Origin of the sequence: Bacillus sp. FSL M8-0277, assembly GCF_037975305.1 — a bacterium.
In the GTDB taxonomy this organism is placed as follows: domain Bacteria; phylum Bacillota; class Bacilli; order Bacillales; family Bacillaceae; genus Bacillus; species Bacillus pumilus.
Genome location: NZ_CP150255.1, coordinates 2219001 through 2237232, shown reverse-complemented (window position 1 = coordinate 2237232; position 18232 = coordinate 2219001). Strand labels below are relative to the sequence as shown.

Below are 18232 nucleotides of genomic sequence, written 5' to 3'. Positions count from 1 at the left end.
TGTAGGAGGATGACAAAATGATTTCAGTAAACGATTTTCGTACAGGCCTGACAATTGAAGTGGACGGCGGTATTTGGCGTGTAGTAGATTTCCAACACGTAAAGCCAGGGAAAGGCGCAGCGTTTGTTCGTTCGAAACTGCGTAACCTGCGTACTGGTGCTATTCAAGAAAAAACATTCCGTGCAGGCGAAAAAGTAGCGAAAGCTCAAATCGAAACAAAAACAATGCAATACTTGTATGCAAATGGCGACCAGCATGTCTTCATGGATACAAGTTCTTATGAGCAGCTTGAACTAAGTGAAACACAAATTAAAGATGAGCTGAAATATTTGCTAGAAAATATGTCGGTTCATATTGTGATGTACGGTGCTGAAACACTTGGAGTAGAACTTCCAAACACGGTAGAACTAGAAGTAGTAGAAACAGAGCCTGGTATTAAAGGCGACACAACATCAGGCGGATCAAAACCTGCAAAAACAGAAACTGGTTTAATCGTCAACGTTCCTTTCTTTGTGAACCAAGGAGATAAACTAGTCATTAATACATCAGACGGTTCATACGTGTCAAGAGCGTAATAAATGAAGAAAGACTGTAAACCTCGTGTTTACAGTCTTTTTTTATTGTAAAACATGTAAGACTCCCCAAAAGGCAGGCCTTCTCTCAATTCTCTCATTCATCTCTTTTCCTTCCTGAAAAACAAGACTACTTCCAGCTAGACAAGCATATAGTGTAAAAAAAGCTGGAGGTTCTATATGAAACAATTTCTCCCAGGTCTACATCCATCAGTCGCTGCGATGGCAGGCATGAGGTTTTTATCGGCAGCGATTGAACTGACGGCCGCCATCCTCATTTTAGTCACAAATGACGTTCGAAAAGCGGTTGTCATCAATAGTATATTGGCGATCATTGGGCCGCTCATTTTTATTATCACAATGACGATTGGAATCTATCAAATCGCAGGGCAGTTATCCTATGCCAAGCTCGTCTTTATTTTCATTGGTGTCGTATTTATTCTTGTTGGGATCTATAAGTAAAACGGCTTGGCATAATTAACGTCTCCCATCATACATTTTAGAGAAGAAAAAAAGGAGGGGAATTCGTTGCGGAGTTTGTTGGATATTCTCCCGCACTCGATTGGACAAGAACTTAGACTGCTAAAAGAAGCAGAATGGGATCAAATAGAAGAAATCCGCATTCGCACGGATCGTCCTATTGAATTAATGCAAAGAGGAAAACCGCGCTTTCTTTCTTATCACACAACAGGAGAAGATGCGTCTCAGCTATTAGGCAGGCTGAGCAATTATAGTATGTACACACTTGAAGAAGAGCTAAAGCAAGGCTACATCACCATTTCAGGCGGACACCGGGTGGGACTTGCAGGAAAGGTAATCGTTGAAAACGGCATTGTCAAAGGATTAAGAGATATCTCTTCATTTAATATCCGCATCGCAAAAGAAAAAGTCGGGATTGCGCTTCCCTTTCTTCCCTATTTATATGACGAGCACTGGTGCAATACACTGATCATCGGTCCACCGCAAACAGGGAAAACGACATTGTTGCGGGATATAGCAAGACTGGCTAGCACAGGCACAAAAGCAATTCCTCCTAAAAAAACAGGCATTATAGATGAGCGTTCAGAAATCGCTGGGTGTATAAGAGGGGTGCCGCAGCACCAGTTTGGACACCGGGTTGACGTGCTCGATGCATGTCCAAAGGCTGAGGGCTTGATGATGATGATTCGGTCTATGAGTCCAGAGGTCATGATCGTCGATGAAATCGGAAAAAGCGAGGATGTGCAGGCACTTTTAGAAGCGATTCATGCCGGAGTCACCATTATCGTTTCCGTTCATGGCTATTCACTTGAAAATGTGTATAAACGTCCATCATTGAAGCCGTTATGGGAGCTTCGAGTGTTTGAACGTTATGTTGAATTAAATCGCAAGGACGGTCCCGGCACGATCGGGCGGATATATGACCAAGGCGGACAAGAGATGAAATGGAGGCGGGGAGTGGACGTATGTTAAAGCTCATTGGCGCTATCTTGATTGTCGCGGCTACGACTTGGGGAGGGTTCGAGTTTGCCAAAAGATATAGCGACCGGCCGAAACAAATTCGGCAGCTCCGGTTTGCGCTCCAGTCTCTTGAAGCTGAAATTATGTATGGTCAAACACCGCTAGCGCGTGCAGCAGAGCAAATTGCGTCGCAAGTAGGTCCTCCTGTGAATCGGTTATTTGAACAATTTGCAGAAAAGCTGAAAGTCGGAACCTTTTCCGCACGGCATGCATGGAACGAGAGTCTTGAGGATGTTTGGAAAAAAACCGTCTTAAAAAAAGGCGAATATGAGGCACTGAAGCACTTTGGAGAAACACTTGGCCAGCATGATGTCACGTCTCAGCAAAAATATATCAAGCTTGCTTTAGGTCATTTGGAATCGGAGGAGAAGGAAGCTGAAATCGCCCAAGCCAAAAATGAAAAAATGGTCAGAAGCCTCGGATTTTTAAGCGGATTACTACTGATTCTTTTATTGATGTGAGAGGAAGGGAGTCGAGAGCATGGGCGTTGATGTAAACGTCATTTTTCAAATTGCGGGAGTAGGCATCGTTGTGGCATTCCTCCATACGATTTTAGATCAAATGGGGAAAAAGGAGTACGCTCAGTGGGTCACGCTGCTTGGGTTTATCTACATTTTGTTTATGGTGGCAACCATTGTAGATGATTTGTTTAAAAAGATTAAAGCCGTATTTCTATTTCAAGGATAGGGGAGGGCTTACAAATCGACATCATACAAATTGTTGGACTTGGTTTAATCGCTACTTTTTTAGCATTAATCGTCAAAGAACAAAAGCCAACCTTCGCCTTTATGCTTGTTGTATTTACAGGGTGTGTGATCTTTCTTTATTTAATAGATCAAATCTATGCCATTATTTCGATGATAGAAAAAATTGCGGCAAGTGCCGGCGTCAATATGAAGTATGTTGAAACCATTTTAAAAATTATCGGCATTGCCTATATTGCGGAATTCGGCGCCCAGCTGACAAAAGATGCTGGACAAGGCGCCATTGCATCAAAAATAGAGCTTGGCGGCAAAATTCTCATCTTGGTCATGGCAGTCCCCATTTTAACAGTCATCATTGAGACCATCTTAGGTATGATCCCGTCCATGACTTAATTGAAAAGAGGTGATGACAATGAAACGGGTGACAGCTGTTATGGGACTGATGCTTTTCTTCTGGCTGTTCGCTCCGCACGCAGGTGCAGAAGAAAAAGAGCCGTTATCAAATGAAGCACCAGCAGCAGAAGAAGTGGCAACTGGACAGGCTGATGCACTTGAGCTTCATTCCATTAGTGATTTTTGGGAAACCATATTGGACGAGTATGGCGGCTTTCTGCCAGAAAGCCAAAAAGGAACAGTGAAGGAAATGATTGATGGCGATAAAGAGCTGTCTCCCCAGACATGGCTGAAAGCCTTTGTTCATTATCTTTTTCACGAGGTCATCGCAAACGGAAAGCTCCTTGGTACACTGATTTTACTCACCATCTTTTGTTCGCTTTTACAGCTTTTGCAGAATGCATTTGAACAAAGCACTGTCAGTAAAGTCGCATACGCACTTGTTTATATGGTGCTGATCATTATTGCACTCAACAGCTTTCATGTGGCGATTTCTTATGCAACAGAAGCGATTCAAACGATGACCAGTTTTATTCTTGCTCTTATTCCTCTGTTATTAGCACTGATTGCTTCATCAGGCGGGCTTGTCTCAGCCGGATTCTTTCATCCTGTTATCTTATTTTTAATGAATACGAGCGGCGTTTTTATTCAATATGTCGTTCTTCCGCTTATTTTTTTATCAGCGATATTGAGCATTGTCAGTACGCTGACTGAACAATACAAGGTTACCCAGCTTGCCCAGCTGTTAAGAAATGTGGCGATAGGCGGGTTAGCCGTTTTTTTAACTGTCTTTCTTGGCGTCATTTCTGTGCAAGGTGCATCTGCTGCGGTTACGGATGGTATCGCACTTCGTACAGCCAAATTTATTACCGGAAATTTCATCCCCGTCCTTGGCAGAATGTTTACAGATGCGACGGATACCGTCATCAGTGCCTCTGTATTACTTAAAAATACGGTCGGACTTGTTGGCGTTGCTATTCTCATTTCAATTGCCGCTTTCCCTGCGATCAAAGTGCTCTCGCTAGCCCTTATATATAAGCTTGCCGCAGCCATTCTTCAGCCATTAGGAGGCGGACCGATTATCAGCTGCCTTGATGTCATTTCAAAAAGTGTGCTTTATATCTTTGCTGCACTTGCTGTCGTGTCGCTCATGTTCTTTTTAAGCATTACCGTCATTATCACTGCTGGCAACCTGACCATGATGATGAAGTAAGGAGGGGACACCTTTTGAGTTTTCTCACGGAATGGATCACAAGTATTATTCTCTTTATCTTATTTGCGATTGTCATTGATCTTCTGCTTCCCAATTCAAGCATGCAAAAATATGCCAAAATGGTCGTCAGCCTCCTGTTGATTGTGGTGATGCTCAATCCGATTTTTGCTTTATTTCGGGCAGACCCTGACCAAATTTTCTCAGAATTGATGAAGGGGAAGGAAGAAGCACAGTCAGAAGAAATAAAAAATCAGATGAATTTAGAAAAAAAAGAAATACAAGCCTCTCAGCGTGCATATATTTTAAAGCAAATGGCTGTCCAACTAGAAAAAAGCGCAAAGGAGCCACTGGAGAAGGAGAGCTATGAAATGAAACACGTAGAAGTGCTGGCAGATGAAAAGCACCTGGATCAGAATATGGAGGCGGATCAATTTCGCATCAAAGCAGTTCTTTCCCCGCTCACAGGTGATGCTGTAGAAACGGTGGCAAAGGTGGATATTGATCTCTCCAGGCAAAAGGAGGAAAGCGCTGGATCTTCTAGCAAAGAGATCAAGAGGGTGAAAGAGACGCTTGCTGATGTTTGGAATACGAGTCCTGAGCACATTGCGCTGAACATTGAGGGAGGTGACGCAGCAGATCATGAATAACAAGGACTGGAAACAAAAGCTGAAATCATTCTTGCAGCCGCCTGAAAAAGGTGAAGGGAAACCAAAATTAACGAAGCACCATTACTTGCTGCTTGTATTCATCATCGGCGTATCTTTCATGTTAGTCAGTCAGATCTTGTCACCGTCATCAAGCAAAGAACAAGCTGCTGTTCCTGCTTCTAAAAAAACAACCTCACAAGAGCAGGAGGTATTCAAGCCGGCATCGTCAAGTAAATCAAAGAATTCGATTGAAGATGTGGAGCAAGAATACGAAAATCAGCTGAAAGAAATTTTAGAGACCATTATTGGCGTTGAGGATGTATCGATTGTGGTCAATGTAGACGCAACTTCTTTAAAAGTGTTTGAAAAAAACAAATCCAATAAAAGCACAACGACCGAAGAAACAGATAAAGAAGGCGGCGTGCGAAGTGTCACCGATCAAACAAAGGAAGAAGAAATCGTCATCATCAAAAATGGCAATGAAGAAACGCCAGTCATAGTGCAAACGAAAAAACCAGATATTCGAGGTGTTCTCGTTGTTGCTCAAGGAGTAGACAACGTTCAAATAAAGAAAACCATCATTGAAGCGGTTACACGAGTGCTTGACGTACCGAGCCATAGAGTGGCTGTTGCCCCTAAAAAAATCAAGGAGGATTCGGAATGATGTTAAAAAAACAAACGGTTTGGCTATTAACGATGCTAAGTTTAGTTGTCGTCTTAAGTGTGTACTATATCATGTCTCCACAAGGTGAAAATGCAGTGACAGTAGAAGAGATGAAATCAAAAGGAACGGAAGAGAAGAAGACTGAACCAGAAAAAGGGATGGACAAAGGAACGGAAAAAGGCGCTGATGAGAAGTCCACTGACAAAGAAACAAATGGTAAACAAGAGGATATCGAAACAAGCGGTGAAGAAGGAAAGGCTGTGTCAGAGCAAACAGACGATGAGCTTTTTACAACATACAGATTAGAGCTTGAAGATAAACGAAGCAAACAGCGTGAAGAGTTCAACGAAATCGTATCCAGTGATGATGCAACAGCACAAGAAAAAAGCGAAGCGTATGACCAAATGACAGCGCTTAGTGAAGCAGAAGGAACGGAGCGTCAGCTCGAAACCTTAATTAAAACAAAAGGTTATAAAGATGCGCTAGTGAGTGCAGAGGGAGATAAAGTGAGCATCACAGTTCGTTCTGACAAAAAGTCAAAGTCCCAAGCGGCCGATATTATTGATATGGTCACAAAAGAAATGAGAGGTCTTGATAACGTAGCGGTCACTTTTGAGCCCTCCAATGAATAAAAAATGAACAGGCGCCCTTTGCCGTAAAGGGCGTTTTTTGATGCGGTTTGGCGCCCTCTCCAAGGTGCTCTCGCAAAGCACTTCGCCACAATAGTAGTTGAATTCAATGAAATCCTCCTGTAAGATGGTTATAGTATGTACTTTTAGTACTAGCCTATAAAGAAAAAGATAAATCCATACATAGGGGTGCAAATCCATGTTAAAAATTGAAGAAATTCATGAACTGATTAAATTAATTGACGAATCAACAATTGATGAATTTACGTACGAAAACGAAGGTGCAAAAATCAAACTGAAGAAAAATAAAGAAGTCGTTCAGCAAGTAGCGGCACCAGTGGCTCCTGTCCAAGCAGCTCCAGCTCAACAAGCTCCTAAAGCACAAGCTCCAGCTCAGACCGAAGCCCCTGCACAAGAGGCAGCTGCGTCTGAAAATCTGCATAAAATCACATCCCCAATGGTTGGCACATTTTATGCTTCATCTTCACCAGAAGCAGATCCATATGTGACATCAGGTTCTAAGGTGAAGGAAAACACAGTTGTGTGCATCGTAGAAGCGATGAAACTGTTTAATGAAATCGAAGCAGAAGTAAAAGGTGAAATCGTCGAAGTATTAGCTGAGAACGGTCAGCTTGTAGAATTCGGACAACCCCTCTTTCTAGTGAAAGCAGAGTAAGGAGTACGATCATGATTAAAAAGCTATTAATTGCAAACAGAGGAGAAATCGCAGTTAGAATTATCCGCGCTTGTAAAGAGCTTGGAATTGAAACAGTTGCGGTATTTTCTGAAGCGGATCGCGATGCGCTTCATGTTCAAATGGCTGATGAAGCATATTGCATCGGACCGACTGCTTCAAAAGATAGTTATTTAAATGTCACGAATATTGTTAGTGTAGCCAAATTAACAGGGACAGATGCCATCCATCCAGGATACGGCTTCCTTGCTGAAAATGCAGACTTCGCAGAGCTTTGCGAGGAATGCAATGTCATCTTTGTTGGGCCAACTGCGTCAGCGATTTCCAAAATGGGAACGAAAGATGTCGCAAGGGAAACAATGAAAGATGCTGGCGTTCCGATTGTTCCTGGTTCCCAAGGAATTGTAAAAGATCTTGATGATGCTGTTTCAACAGCAGCAAGTATTGGGTATCCTGTGATTATAAAAGCAACTGCCGGCGGCGGTGGTAAAGGAATCCGTGTGGCTCGTACCGAAGAAGAGCTTATTAACGGTGTCACCATCACGCAGCAGGAAGCAGCGCAAAACTTTGGTAACCCTGGCGTCTATTTAGAAAAGTTCATTGAAGACTTTAGACACGTGGAAATCCAAGTGCTTGCAGATCAGCATGGCAATACCATTCATTTAGGAGAGCGTGATTGCTCGATTCAAAGAAGAATGCAAAAGCTTCTTGAAGAAACGCCATCACCAGCGCTGAATGCAGACATCCGTGAGCAAATGGGTGAAGCAGCCGTAAAAGCTGCAGAAGCTGTTGAATACACTGGTGCTGGAACAGTCGAATTCATTTATGATTATAATGAAGAGAAGTTCTACTTCATGGAAATGAATACCCGTATTCAAGTAGAGCATCCTGTAACAGAAATGGTCACAGGTGTTGACTTGATCAAAGAACAAATTAAAGTCGCATCAGGTGAGAAGCTTTCTCTTACACAAGAGGATGTCGTATATGAAGGATGGGCAATCGAATGCCGTATTAATGCAGAGAACCCAGAGAAAAATTTCATGCCTTCAGCTGGTGAAATTAAAATGTATCTTCCGCCAGGCGGTCTAGGAGTACGTGTTGATTCTGCCGCTTATCCGGGCTATGTGATTCCGCCATATTACGATAGTATGATTGCAAAGGTGATCACATATGGTAAGACGAGAGAAGAAGCGATTGCGAGAATGAAACGCTCGCTTCAAGAATTCGTCATTGAAGGAGTCTACACAACGATCCCATTCCATCTAAGATTGCTTGAGCATGAAACATTTGTGAGTGGTAATTTTAATACGAAGTTTTTAGAAACATACCAAATCATGAAATAATCACAGCTTTCGGAGGTGAATGATCGTGTCAGAAAACAATTTGCTTGAAATGAACCTTGATGAAGATCAATTGGGAAAAGTGCAAATTGCACCAGAAGTGATTGAGGTCATTGCTGGGATCGCCGCTTCAGAAGTCGAAGGCATTGCCGAAATGCGCGGCAATTTCGCTGCTGATGTAGCAGAACGCTTTGGTAAGAAAAATCACCGTAAAGGTGTGAAAGTAGATGTCTCTGATGAAGGCATCACAATCGATGTATATTGTGTGGTTGAATTTGGCCTATCCATTCCAAAGGTATCCACTGCTGTACAAGAAAATATCCGTCAAACTCTTTTGAACATGACTGCTTTAACGATTAATGAAATCAATATTCATGTCGTTGGTATTCAATTTGATACTAAAGCATCTGAGGCTGAAGTAGATCAAGAAATGTAAAAAAAGAGTTCAAGTGAAACCAAGGAGGCATTGCCTCTTTGGTTTTTTAAAGCCCATTTTTGGGTCATTTCCGAATAATAAAGATCTCACACGTTGATTGATTCGTTTTTCGTCACAGCTCGCATGGATCTTGGTGCGACCACGGTCAAAATATGTTATGATCTCTGTATGGCTTAACGACAAGCGGATAAAGTGGTTAAAGGAGTAAATAATGAAAAGAAGAACTGCAAGAGAAAAGGCGCTACAAACATTATTTCAAATTGATGTGAGCAATATTGATCCGAAAGAGGCCATTACACATGCGCTGGATGAACAAGAATCAGATCCTTTTTTCGAGGAGCTGGTTTTCGGTGTGCTTGAACAAAAGGACAAGCTCGATGACATGATTTCACAGCATCTAGTGAATTGGAAACTCGATCGTATTGCAAACGTAGACAGAGCCATTTTAAGGCTGTCTGTGTACGAGATGGTGTATCAAGAAGATATCCCGGTTAGTGTCTCAATGAATGAAGCGATTGAACTGGCCAAATTATTCGGTGACGATAAAGCATCGAAATTTGTAAATGGAGTACTTTCAAACATTAAAAACGACCTAAAGCAGCAATAGGAGGATTCGACATGACAGCAACAATCATCGATGGGAAAGAAACAGCAAAAGAAAAGCGTGAGCAATTAGCAAAAGAAGTAGAAGAGCTAAAACAAAAAGGTGTCACACCTGGTCTTGCCGTTATTCTAATCGGTGATGATCCGGCTTCACTTTCTTACGTACGCGGGAAGAAAAAAGCAGCAGAAGCAATGGGGATGCATTTCCAGCTAGATCATTTAGATGCTTCTTTAACAGAAGAAGCATTGCTTCAGCTGATTGATCAGTACAATGCGAACGATCAATTCCACGGGATTCTTGTTCAGCTTCCACTGCCAAAACATATTTCTGAAAAAGCCGTGATTGAACGTATTTCGCCTGAAAAAGATGTTGATGGTTTCCATCCATTGAATATCGGGAAAATGCTCCTTGGGGAAGACACATTCCTTCCATGCACACCAGCAGGCATTGTTGAATTACTAAATAAAACGGGCGTCAGTCTTTCTGGAAAAGAAGTCGTTGTTGTCGGACGTAGCAATATTGTCGGTAAACCAGTAGGACAATTACTGTTAAACGAAAACGCAACGGTTACTTATTGCCATTCAAGAACAGCGAATATTTCAGAACATACGTTGAAAGCGGATATTTTAGTTGTTGCCGTCGGTCGAGCAAACTTTATTAAAGCTGACCAAATTAAAGAAGGCGCTATTGTGATCGATGTAGGCGTCAATCGGTTGGATAATGGAAAGCTTGTTGGAGATGTTGATTTTGAAGAGGCAAAAGAAAAAGCTTCTTATATCACACCAGTCCCTGGCGGAGTCGGTCCAATGACGATTACGATGCTTGCACATAATACGGTTAAATCAGCAAAACGTACATTAGCATAAGCTTTATCCATTCATCCACCTGCATGCTGCTGGTGGATGAATGTGCGTTTTTGAAGAGGAGGAATACGTCATGAGTGAAAAAGCCTTTGTGACGGTCACAGCCCTTACAAAATACATAAAAAGAAAATTTGATGTTGATCCGCATTTAGAAGATATTTGGATCAAAGGTGAGCTATCCAATGTCAAGATTCATTCAAGAGGACATGTGTACTTCACCTTAAAAGACGAAAACGCACGCATGCAAGCTGTCATGTTTCAGCGCTCTGCGGCGAAGCTGCCTTTTTCACCTAAGAGTGGAATGAAGGTGTTTGTACGCGGCGGAATTCAAGTCTATGAACCAAGCGGCAACTATCAATTATATGCAAAAGAAATGCAGCCTGATGGTGTTGGTGCTCTTCATCTCGCTTATGAAGAGCTGAAGAAAAAGCTAGCAAGTGAAGGCTTATTTGATGCGCGCTATAAAAAGCCAATCCCTGAATATCCAGAGGTTGTTGGTGTCATTACGTCTCCAACAGGAGCGGCTGTTCGAGATGTCATTACGACCATTAATCGGCGCTATCAGCAGGCGAAAATCATTGTGCTTCCGGCGCTCGTTCAAGGTGAGCATGCGACCCGTTCCATCGTAGAGCGAATTAAGGAAGCGAATGAAAAACAGCTCTGTGATGTCTTGATTGTCGGAAGAGGAGGCGGTTCGATTGAAGAGCTTTGGGCTTTTAATGAAGAAGCTGTCGCAAGAGCCATCTTCGCATCAGACATTCCAATCATATCTGCAGTTGGACACGAAACAGACTTTACGATCAGTGATTTCACTGCAGATATGAGAGCACCCACACCAACAGGAGCAGCCGAACTTGCTGTTCCAAGCACGACCGATTTAATTGAACGAATCAAATCAATCGATATACGGCTAACAAGAGCGGTAAAGAATCGAACCTCACAAGCGAAGGATCGTCTTGTGGCGCTGCAATCCTCTTATGCCTTCCGTTTTCCAAAACGATTACAGGAGCAAAAAGAGCAGCAATTCGATTTGGTATTTGACCGTTTTCAAAAACAGCTATCGAGGCAAATTGAGCTAAAACGCAGTCAGCTAGACCGCCAGACATACAGGCTGAAGCCGCTTCATCCTAAAGAGCAGCTGCTTCAAGCGAAAAAACGCCACGCCAATGAAACAGAACAGCTCATTCGCAGTATGAATGTGCAAATGAAAACAATTCATTCGCAGTTCCAATCGGTTCTTGGTAAACTAAATGCATTAAATCCACTTCAAGTGATGGAAAGAGGCTATAGCTTAGCCTATAAAGAAGATGAACTAATAAAAAGTGTGAACCAAGTAGAGACGCAGGATCAGCTGACCATCACGATGAAGGATGGACGTCTGATTTGTGAGGTTATTGAAAAGGAGGGGCAATCAACATGACAGAATCCAATAAACAAAAAGAAGAACAAATGACATTTGAAGAGGCGATGAAAGGTCTTGAGGAGATTGTGGGAAAGCTCGAAGAAGGAGATGTACCACTTGAGCAGGCCATTCATTATTTCCAAGAAGGGATGACCCTTTCGAAGCTTTGTCATGAAAAATTACAGCATGTTGAAAAGCAAATGGATTTCATTTTAAAAGAGGACGGTGAGCTAGCTCCCTTCTCAGTGAAGGAGGCCGATGCTGGTGACAAGTAATTTAAATGAATTTTTAACAACACGAAAACAGACCATTGAAGATAATTTATTTACATATGTTCAGGAATTGACGATTCCTGAAGACCTGAAATCTTCTATGCTCTATTCTCTTAAAGCGGGCGGGAAAAGGCTTCGACCTGTTCTCGTTCTTGCTCTTCTAAATGCCTACGGTAAAAACGAAGAAGACGGTATACCTGTCGGCTGTGCGGTTGAGATGATTCATACGTATTCATTGATACATGATGACCTTCCTTGCATGGACGACGATGACCTTCGCAGAGGAAAACCGACAAATCATAAAGTGTACGGAGAAGCAACAGCGGTTCTCGCAGGTGATGCCCTTTTAACAGAAAGCTTCCGCCTGATTACATCTCAGCTGTCTAGCAGCGTCTCTGCTGACAAAAAGCTCAGAATTGTGGATGAGCTTGTAAAGTCAGCAGGTGCTCTAGGAATGGTTGGCGGTCAATTTGACGACATGGAAGCAGAGCAAAAGCAAGTATCGCTTGCTGAACTAGAATCCATTCACGCCCGTAAAACAGGAAAACTCCTTACGTTCAGCGTCGCAGCAGGTGCAATGCTAGCAGGAGCATCAGATGACGATATCGAAAAGCTAAGGGAATTTAGCTATCATATTGGCATTGCGTTTCAAATCCGTGATGATATTTTAGATCTCGAAGGAAGCGAAGAAAAAATCGGAAAACGGGTCGGCTCTGATACAGCAAATGAAAAGTCGACATATCCTTCTTTATTAACGCTTTCAGGAGCAAAAGAAAAGCTGCATGAGCACATCACACGTGCAAAAGAAATTGTCTCAAATCTTCAATTAGAGCAGCAATTGTTGCATGATTTATGTGATCTAATTGCCTCAAGAGATCATTAAAAACAGCCTAGATTTGAGGGTCCTCGAGCAATTGTGGTAAACTGTAAACAGTTTATTATGATGAGACAACTCTTATTCCCTATTGGTTTTCAAAGGAATGAGGCATTATAGATGTATATAGAAATTTTGTTGAAAGCGAGTTGATCCTAATTGGATCTTTTATCAATAAAAAATCCAACGTTTCTAAAAGGAATGTCAAATGCAGAATTAGAGGAGCTTAGCGCTGACATTCGCATGTTTTTAATTGAGTCCTTAGCTAACTCTGGTGGGCATATCGGTCCGAACCTAGGAGTCGTTGAACTGACTGTTGCGCTTCATAAAGTATTTGACAGCCCAAAAGACAAATTCCTCTGGGATGTTGGACATCAGTCGTACGTTCATAAGCTGTTAACGGGAAGAGGGGCGGAGTTTGATACACTTCGTCAATATAAAGGGCTTTGCGGTTTTCCTAAACGAAATGAAAGCGAGCATGATGTGTGGGAGACAGGTCACAGTTCAACCTCGTTATCTGGCGCGATGGGTATGGCGGCAGCGCGTGATATCAAAGGGACAGATGAATATATCCTGCCGATTATCGGAGACGGTGCACTAACCGGAGGTATGGCGCTAGAAGCTTTGAATCATATCGGTGATGAAAAGAAAGATATGATTGTCATATTAAACGACAATGAAATGAGTATTGCACCAAACGTCGGTGCGATTCACACAATGCTTGGCAGATTACGTACAGCTGGCAAATACCAATGGGTAAAGGACGAGCTTGAATATTTATTCAAGCGCATTCCAGCTGTAGGTGGAAAGCTTGCTGCCACAGCAGAGCGTATCAAAGACAGCCTCAAATATCTACTTGTATCTGGCATGTTCTTTGAGGAAATGGGATTTACCTACTTAGGTCCTGTCGATGGACATTCGTATGAAGATCTTTTTGAAAATCTTGAATATGCAAAGAAAACAAAAGGTCCGGTTCTTCTGCATGTCATCACGAAAAAAGGAAAAGGCTATCAGCCGGCAGAATCCGATAAAATCGGGACTTGGCACGGTACAGGTCCATACAAAATTGATACAGGTGATTTTGTAAAACCGGCAGCAGCAGCTCCGTCTTGGAGTGGTCTCGTTAGTGAAACGGTCAGAAAGCTGGCGCGGGAAGATGAGCGGATTGTTGCGATCACGCCTGCGATGCCTGTTGGTTCAAAGCTTGAAGGCTTTGCGAAGGAATTTCCAGAGCGGATGTTTGATGTAGGAATAGCAGAGCAGCATGCAGCCACAATGGCAGCTGGGCTTGCGACGCAGGACATGAAGCCATTTTTAGCGATTTATTCAACGTTCCTGCAAAGAGCCTATGACCAAGTGCTACACGATATTTGCCGTCAGAACCTTAACGTATTTATTGGCATTGACCGTGCGGGACTTGTCGGTGCAGATGGAGAAACCCATCAAGGTGTGTTTGATATTGCCTTTATGCGTCATATGCCGAATATGGTGCTCATGATGCCAAAAGATGAAAATGAAGGACAGCACATGGTCAATACAGCCATTCAGTATGATGACGGTCCTATTGCTATGCGCTTCCCGCGCGGTAATGGGCTAGGTGTCAAAATGGATGAACAGCTGAAAACCATTCCGATTGGGTCCTGGGAGGTTCTTCGTCCGGGGAAGGATGCTGTGATTTTAACATTTGGTACGACAATTAAAATGGCGCTCCAAGCTGCAGAAGAACTTCAAAAAGAAGGGAAATCGGTTCGTGTTGTCAATGCTCGTTTTATTAAGCCTCTTGATGAAGCGATGTTAAATGACATTCTTTCTGAAGATATTCCAATTTTAACGATTGAAGAAGCTGTGCTCCAAGGCGGATTTGGCAGCAGCGTCTTAGAATATATACACGATAAGAAAGCATCTCATATAAAAGTAGAACGTATGGGCATTCCAGATGAATTTATTGAGCATGGAAGTGTTGATGCCCTGCTTGAAGAAATTGGTTTGACGAAAGCACAGGTTGCTGACACTTTACGTGACCTGCTTCCCGCAGCACCAAGAAAAGGAATTGGATCATGACATCAAAGAAAGAACGACTTGACGTTTTATTAGTCGAACAAGGACTAATGGAAACGAGAGAGAAAGCAAAGCGTGCCATTATGGCAGGGATCGTTTACTCAAATGAAAACCGTTTGGATAAACCAGGAGAGAAAATCGCTCGTGATACACCGCTCACTGTGAAAGGGAACCCTCTGAAATATGTGAGCCGCGGCGGATTAAAGCTGGAAAAAGCGCTAAAAGAATTCGACTTAACCGTTGAAGGGAAATTGCTAATTGATATTGGTTCATCAACAGGTGGATTTACAGATTGTGCGCTTCAAAATGGAGCAGTCAAATCATATGCTGTAGATGTTGGCTACAATCAGCTTGCGTGGAAATTAAGGCAGGATGACAGGGTAATCGTCATGGAGCGCACCAATTTCCGTCATTCCGTCCCAGCAGATTTTACTGAAGGATTGCCAGAAGTAGCGTCAATTGATGTCTCTTTTATTTCACTTAAACTCATCCTTCCGGCTTTAAAGCACATTCTTGTCCCGGGCGGAGACTGTATTGCACTCGTCAAGCCTCAATTTGAAGCAGGCAGAGAGCTTGTTGGGAAAAAAGGCATCGTGCGAGATCCATCGGTCCACCTTGGTGTACTCGAAGAGATGAATGAATTTGCTGCAAAAGAAGGCTATGATGTGAAGGATGTATCATTTTCGCCTATTACTGGCGGAGACGGGAATATTGAGTTCCTTCTCCATTTAGTGCTTCATCCCGATCAAGAAGAGAATGCGGCACTTCAGGTTTCAGAGCTTGAAAAGATCGTCAAGGAAGCCCATTCTGTATTGAAAGAAAAGAAAAACAGTCCTGAGCCGGCTGACACATGAGATTGAAACAAAAGGAATAATAGCTCGCTATTATTCCTTTTTACATGGTCAAAAGATGAGAATTGGCCGTTTCTCACGTAATGCTTGTTTTTTGAACTGTGGTTCATATAACATAGAACGTAAAGACAAACTGAGATCAAACGCCTAGGGGGATCAAAAATGAATAAAGGTCAAAGGCATATTAAGATTAGAGAAATCATCGCGAGCCAAGAGATTGAAACACAAGATGAACTAGTCGATATTTTAAAATCCGATGGATATAACATTACACAAGCGACCGTTTCAAGAGATATTAAAGAATTGCATTTAGTGAAAGTGCCAACGAACAATGGAACATATAAATACAGCCTTCCAGCGGATCAGCGGTTTAATCCGCTGTCTAAACTAAAGCGATCCTTAATGGATGCATTTATTAAAATGGATGCTGCCAGTCATTTAATCGTCCTCAAAACCATGCCGGGTAATGCACAGGCGATTGGGGCTTTAATGGATAATTTAGATTGGGAAGAAATCATGGGAACCATTTGCGGAGATGACACCATTTTGATCATTTGCCGCACTCCAGATGATACGGAAACAGTTTCAAGCAAAATTTTAGAGCTTCTATAAAGAATCAGGTTTACAAAAAGAGGTGTCAAATGAGTGTTAGCAGAACTAACCATTAAAAACTTTGCAATCATTGAAGAGTTAACAGTTTCATTTGAAAAAGGACTCACAGTCCTAACAGGGGAAACAGGTGCAGGGAAATCCATCATGATTGATGCTGTCTCACTTCTTGTGGGAGGTAGAGGGTCGTCTGAATTTGTTCGTTATGGTGAGAAAAAGGCTGAGCTGGAGGGGCTTTTTCTTGTACCAGCAGCTGACCACCCTGTATTTGCTTTATGCGAAGAGCAGGGAATTGACGCAACGGATGAAATGATGATTCTTCGCCGTGATATGAACAATAACGGGAAAAGCATATGCCGCATCAATGGCAAGCTCGTTACAATCTCACTTTTACGCGAAGTAGGACGCCTTTTGCTCGATATACATGGACAGCACGATAACCAGTTATTGATGGAGGATGAAAATCATCTGCATTTACTCGATCAATTTGGAGCAGAAGAAATTGCACCTGCTCTGTCACAGTATCAAGAAGCATATGAGCAATATACAAAGACAGCCCAAAAGCTAAAACAGCTCTCTGAGAATGAGCAGGAAATGGTGCACCGGTTAGATTTACTGCAATTTCAGCTAGAAGAGATTGAAGCGGCACAATTAGAGCCGGGAGAAGATGAGAAGCTTCAAGAAGAGCGCCATCAGATCAGCAACTACGAAAAAATCTTTTCCTCACTCCAAAACGCCTATAATGCCTTGCGCAATGAGCAGGGGGGACTTGATTGGGTTGGCATGTCATCAAGCGAGCTCGAGCAGGTTTCTGAGATCAACGACGATCTGAAAAAGCTATCCGAACAAGTGTCGAACTCTTACTATTTATTAGAGGATTCGACGTTCCAAATGCGAAGCATGCTGGATCAATTAGAGTTCGACCCAGCACGACTTGATTTTATTGAGTCTAGGCTGAATGAAATGAAGCAGTTAAAACGAAAGTACGGGACAACGGTTGAGGAAATTTTGGAGTATGCGGCGAAGATTGAAGAAGAAATCGATCAAATTCAAAATCGAGACAGTCACTTGCAGACGCTTAAAAACAAACTGGATGCAATGAGCCGTGACGCCCTGCTTGAAGCACTTAACGTTTCGGAGCTTCGTAAAAAATGGGCCAAAAAGCTAGCGAAGCAAATTCAAACAGAACTAAAGGATTTGTATATGGAGAAGTCAACGTTTGATACATCCTTTTCCATTCGGTATGCGCCTTTTAGCAGCACGGATCATCCGCTGCTAGATGGAAAGCCCGTCCAGCTTGGAAAAAACGGAATCGACCAAGCTCAATTTGTGATTTCTACTAATCCTGGCGAACCGATGAAATCTTTATCAAAAGTTGCCTCGGGTGGAGAAATTTCACGTGTTATGCTCGCCGTGAAAAGTATCTTCTCAGCCAAACAAGAAGTCACTTCCATTATTTTCGATGAGGTCGATACGGGCGTAAGCGGCAGAGTTGCACAGGCGATTGCCGAAAAAATTTACAAAGTGGCGGCTGGCTCACAAGTACTCTGCATTACGCACCTCCCGCAAGTAGCAGCAATGGCTGACACGCACCTCTTCATTTCTAAACGCTCTAAAGCAGGCAGAACACTGACAAGCGTCAAACCATTAAGTCATGAAGAAAAAGTGAGTGAAATTGGCAGGATGATTGCGGGTGTGGAAGTCACTGAACTGACAAAACAGCACGCAAAAGAGTTGCTACATCAAGCAAATGATGTCAAAACAACAGGGTAGCTGAAAAACCAGCTGCCTTTTTTATATTGTGTCAAAATCGCTGTATATACCCACGAAATCGTCTTTTTCTTTTATCAATTTATCCAATCATTTTCTATAGCTGCCGGTTATAAATCAAAGCGAAGAAGGCAAAA

22 protein-coding genes are annotated in these 18232 nt (G+C 42.6%); all 22 read left to right on the top strand.

Going from position 1 to position 18232, the window contains the following annotated elements:
- The first annotated feature begins 17 nt into the window (after nucleotides 1–17).
- Complete coding sequence (efp, locus tag MKZ05_RS11190) at nucleotides 18–575, top strand: elongation factor P (RefSeq protein ID WP_003215497.1); 558 nt, start codon at nucleotides 18–20, stop codon at nucleotides 573–575.
- Between the two features lie 177 nt (nucleotides 576–752).
- Nucleotides 753–1034, top strand: coding sequence for a YqhV family protein (locus tag MKZ05_RS11185; protein ID WP_050943774.1), 282 nt, complete (start codon nucleotides 753–755; stop codon nucleotides 1032–1034).
- Nucleotides 1035–1100: 66 nt separating this feature from the next.
- Nucleotides 1101–2024 carry a stage III sporulation protein AA gene (gene spoIIIAA, locus MKZ05_RS11180; protein ID WP_003215633.1) on the top strand — a complete coding sequence of 308 codons (924 nt, stop codon included), beginning with the start codon at nucleotides 1101–1103 and terminating at the stop codon, nucleotides 2022–2024.
- Nucleotides 2018–2533, top strand: coding sequence for a stage III sporulation protein SpoIIIAB (gene spoIIIAB / locus MKZ05_RS11175; RefSeq protein WP_034661265.1), 516 nt, complete (start codon nucleotides 2018–2020; stop codon nucleotides 2531–2533). Before spoIIIAA ends, spoIIIAB begins: the two co-directional genes overlap by 7 nt.
- A gap of 19 nt (nucleotides 2534–2552) precedes the next feature.
- Nucleotides 2553–2759, top strand: coding sequence for a stage III sporulation protein AC (gene spoIIIAC / locus MKZ05_RS11170; RefSeq protein WP_003153142.1), 207 nt, complete (start codon nucleotides 2553–2555; stop codon nucleotides 2757–2759).
- The gene (spoIIIAD, locus tag MKZ05_RS11165; protein WP_095117840.1) at nucleotides 2756–3169 is read left to right on the top strand and encodes a stage III sporulation protein AD; all 414 of its coding nucleotides are present in this window, start codon (nucleotides 2756–2758) and stop codon (nucleotides 3167–3169) included. The genes spoIIIAC and spoIIIAD overlap by 4 nt, the downstream gene beginning before the upstream one ends.
- 19 nt (nucleotides 3170–3188) lie before the next feature.
- Complete coding sequence (gene spoIIIAE / locus MKZ05_RS11160; RefSeq protein ID WP_003215689.1) at nucleotides 3189–4382, top strand: stage III sporulation protein AE; 1194 nt, start codon at nucleotides 3189–3191, stop codon at nucleotides 4380–4382.
- A 14-nt stretch (nucleotides 4383–4396) separates the two neighbouring features.
- The gene (gene spoIIIAF / locus MKZ05_RS11155; RefSeq protein WP_339160135.1) at nucleotides 4397–5029 is read left to right on the top strand and encodes a stage III sporulation protein AF; all 633 of its coding nucleotides are present in this window, start codon (nucleotides 4397–4399) and stop codon (nucleotides 5027–5029) included.
- Nucleotides 5022–5693, top strand: a complete 672-nt coding sequence (gene spoIIIAG / locus MKZ05_RS11150; protein WP_268458395.1) for a stage III sporulation protein AG — start codon at nucleotides 5022–5024, stop codon at nucleotides 5691–5693. The genes spoIIIAF and spoIIIAG overlap by 8 nt, the downstream gene beginning before the upstream one ends.
- Nucleotides 5693–6325: a SpoIIIAH-like family protein gene (locus tag MKZ05_RS11145; RefSeq protein WP_003216063.1), complete on the top strand. Its 633-nt coding sequence runs from the start codon at nucleotides 5693–5695 to the stop codon at nucleotides 6323–6325. Before spoIIIAG ends, MKZ05_RS11145 begins: the two co-directional genes overlap by 1 nt.
- Before the next feature lie 196 nt (nucleotides 6326–6521).
- Nucleotides 6522–6998 carry an acetyl-CoA carboxylase biotin carboxyl carrier protein gene (gene accB / locus MKZ05_RS11140; protein ID WP_003215926.1) on the top strand — a complete coding sequence of 159 codons (477 nt, stop codon included), beginning with the start codon at nucleotides 6522–6524 and terminating at the stop codon, nucleotides 6996–6998.
- 11 nt (nucleotides 6999–7009) lie between these two features.
- A complete protein-coding gene (gene accC, locus MKZ05_RS11135; RefSeq protein ID WP_003215702.1) occupies nucleotides 7010–8359 on the top strand; it encodes an acetyl-CoA carboxylase biotin carboxylase subunit in 1350 nt (449 codons plus the stop codon).
- Nucleotides 8360–8384: 25 nt separating this feature from the next.
- A complete protein-coding gene (locus tag MKZ05_RS11130) occupies nucleotides 8385–8792 on the top strand; it encodes an Asp23/Gls24 family envelope stress response protein (protein WP_034620383.1) in 408 nt (135 codons plus the stop codon).
- A gap of 211 nt (nucleotides 8793–9003) precedes the next feature.
- The gene (gene nusB / locus MKZ05_RS11125) at nucleotides 9004–9399 is read left to right on the top strand and encodes a transcription antitermination factor NusB (RefSeq protein ID WP_003216031.1); all 396 of its coding nucleotides are present in this window, start codon (nucleotides 9004–9006) and stop codon (nucleotides 9397–9399) included.
- An 11-nt stretch (nucleotides 9400–9410) separates the two neighbouring features.
- Entirely contained in the window at nucleotides 9411–10262 is an 852-nt protein-coding gene (folD, locus tag MKZ05_RS11120; protein WP_003215670.1) for a bifunctional methylenetetrahydrofolate dehydrogenase/methenyltetrahydrofolate cyclohydrolase FolD, read from the top strand.
- Nucleotides 10263–10332: 70 nt separating this feature from the next.
- Entirely contained in the window at nucleotides 10333–11679 is a 1347-nt protein-coding gene (gene xseA / locus MKZ05_RS11115) for an exodeoxyribonuclease VII large subunit (protein ID WP_003215822.1), read from the top strand.
- A complete protein-coding gene (locus tag MKZ05_RS11110) occupies nucleotides 11676–11936 on the top strand; it encodes an exodeoxyribonuclease VII small subunit (RefSeq protein ID WP_003215880.1) in 261 nt (86 codons plus the stop codon). The genes xseA and MKZ05_RS11110 overlap by 4 nt, the downstream gene beginning before the upstream one ends.
- Complete coding sequence (locus MKZ05_RS11105; protein WP_113387134.1) at nucleotides 11926–12816, top strand: polyprenyl synthetase family protein; 891 nt, start codon at nucleotides 11926–11928, stop codon at nucleotides 12814–12816. Before MKZ05_RS11110 ends, MKZ05_RS11105 begins: the two co-directional genes overlap by 11 nt.
- Nucleotides 12817–12966: 150 nt before the next feature.
- The gene (gene dxs / locus MKZ05_RS11100) at nucleotides 12967–14868 is read left to right on the top strand and encodes a 1-deoxy-D-xylulose-5-phosphate synthase (RefSeq protein ID WP_137054988.1); all 1902 of its coding nucleotides are present in this window, start codon (nucleotides 12967–12969) and stop codon (nucleotides 14866–14868) included.
- Complete coding sequence (locus tag MKZ05_RS11095) at nucleotides 14865–15719, top strand: TlyA family RNA methyltransferase (protein WP_137054989.1); 855 nt, start codon at nucleotides 14865–14867, stop codon at nucleotides 15717–15719. The genes dxs and MKZ05_RS11095 overlap by 4 nt, the downstream gene beginning before the upstream one ends.
- Nucleotides 15720–15878: 159 nt before the next feature.
- Nucleotides 15879–16328 carry a transcriptional regulator ArgR gene (argR, locus tag MKZ05_RS11090; RefSeq protein ID WP_003215836.1) on the top strand — a complete coding sequence of 150 codons (450 nt, stop codon included), beginning with the start codon at nucleotides 15879–15881 and terminating at the stop codon, nucleotides 16326–16328.
- Nucleotides 16329–16361: 33 nt separating this feature from the next.
- Nucleotides 16362–18098 (top strand): DNA repair protein RecN, encoded by a 1737-nt coding sequence (gene recN / locus MKZ05_RS11085; RefSeq protein ID WP_339160128.1) that lies wholly within the window; start codon nucleotides 16362–16364, stop codon nucleotides 18096–18098.
- The last annotated feature ends 134 nt before the right edge of the window (nucleotides 18099–18232 follow it).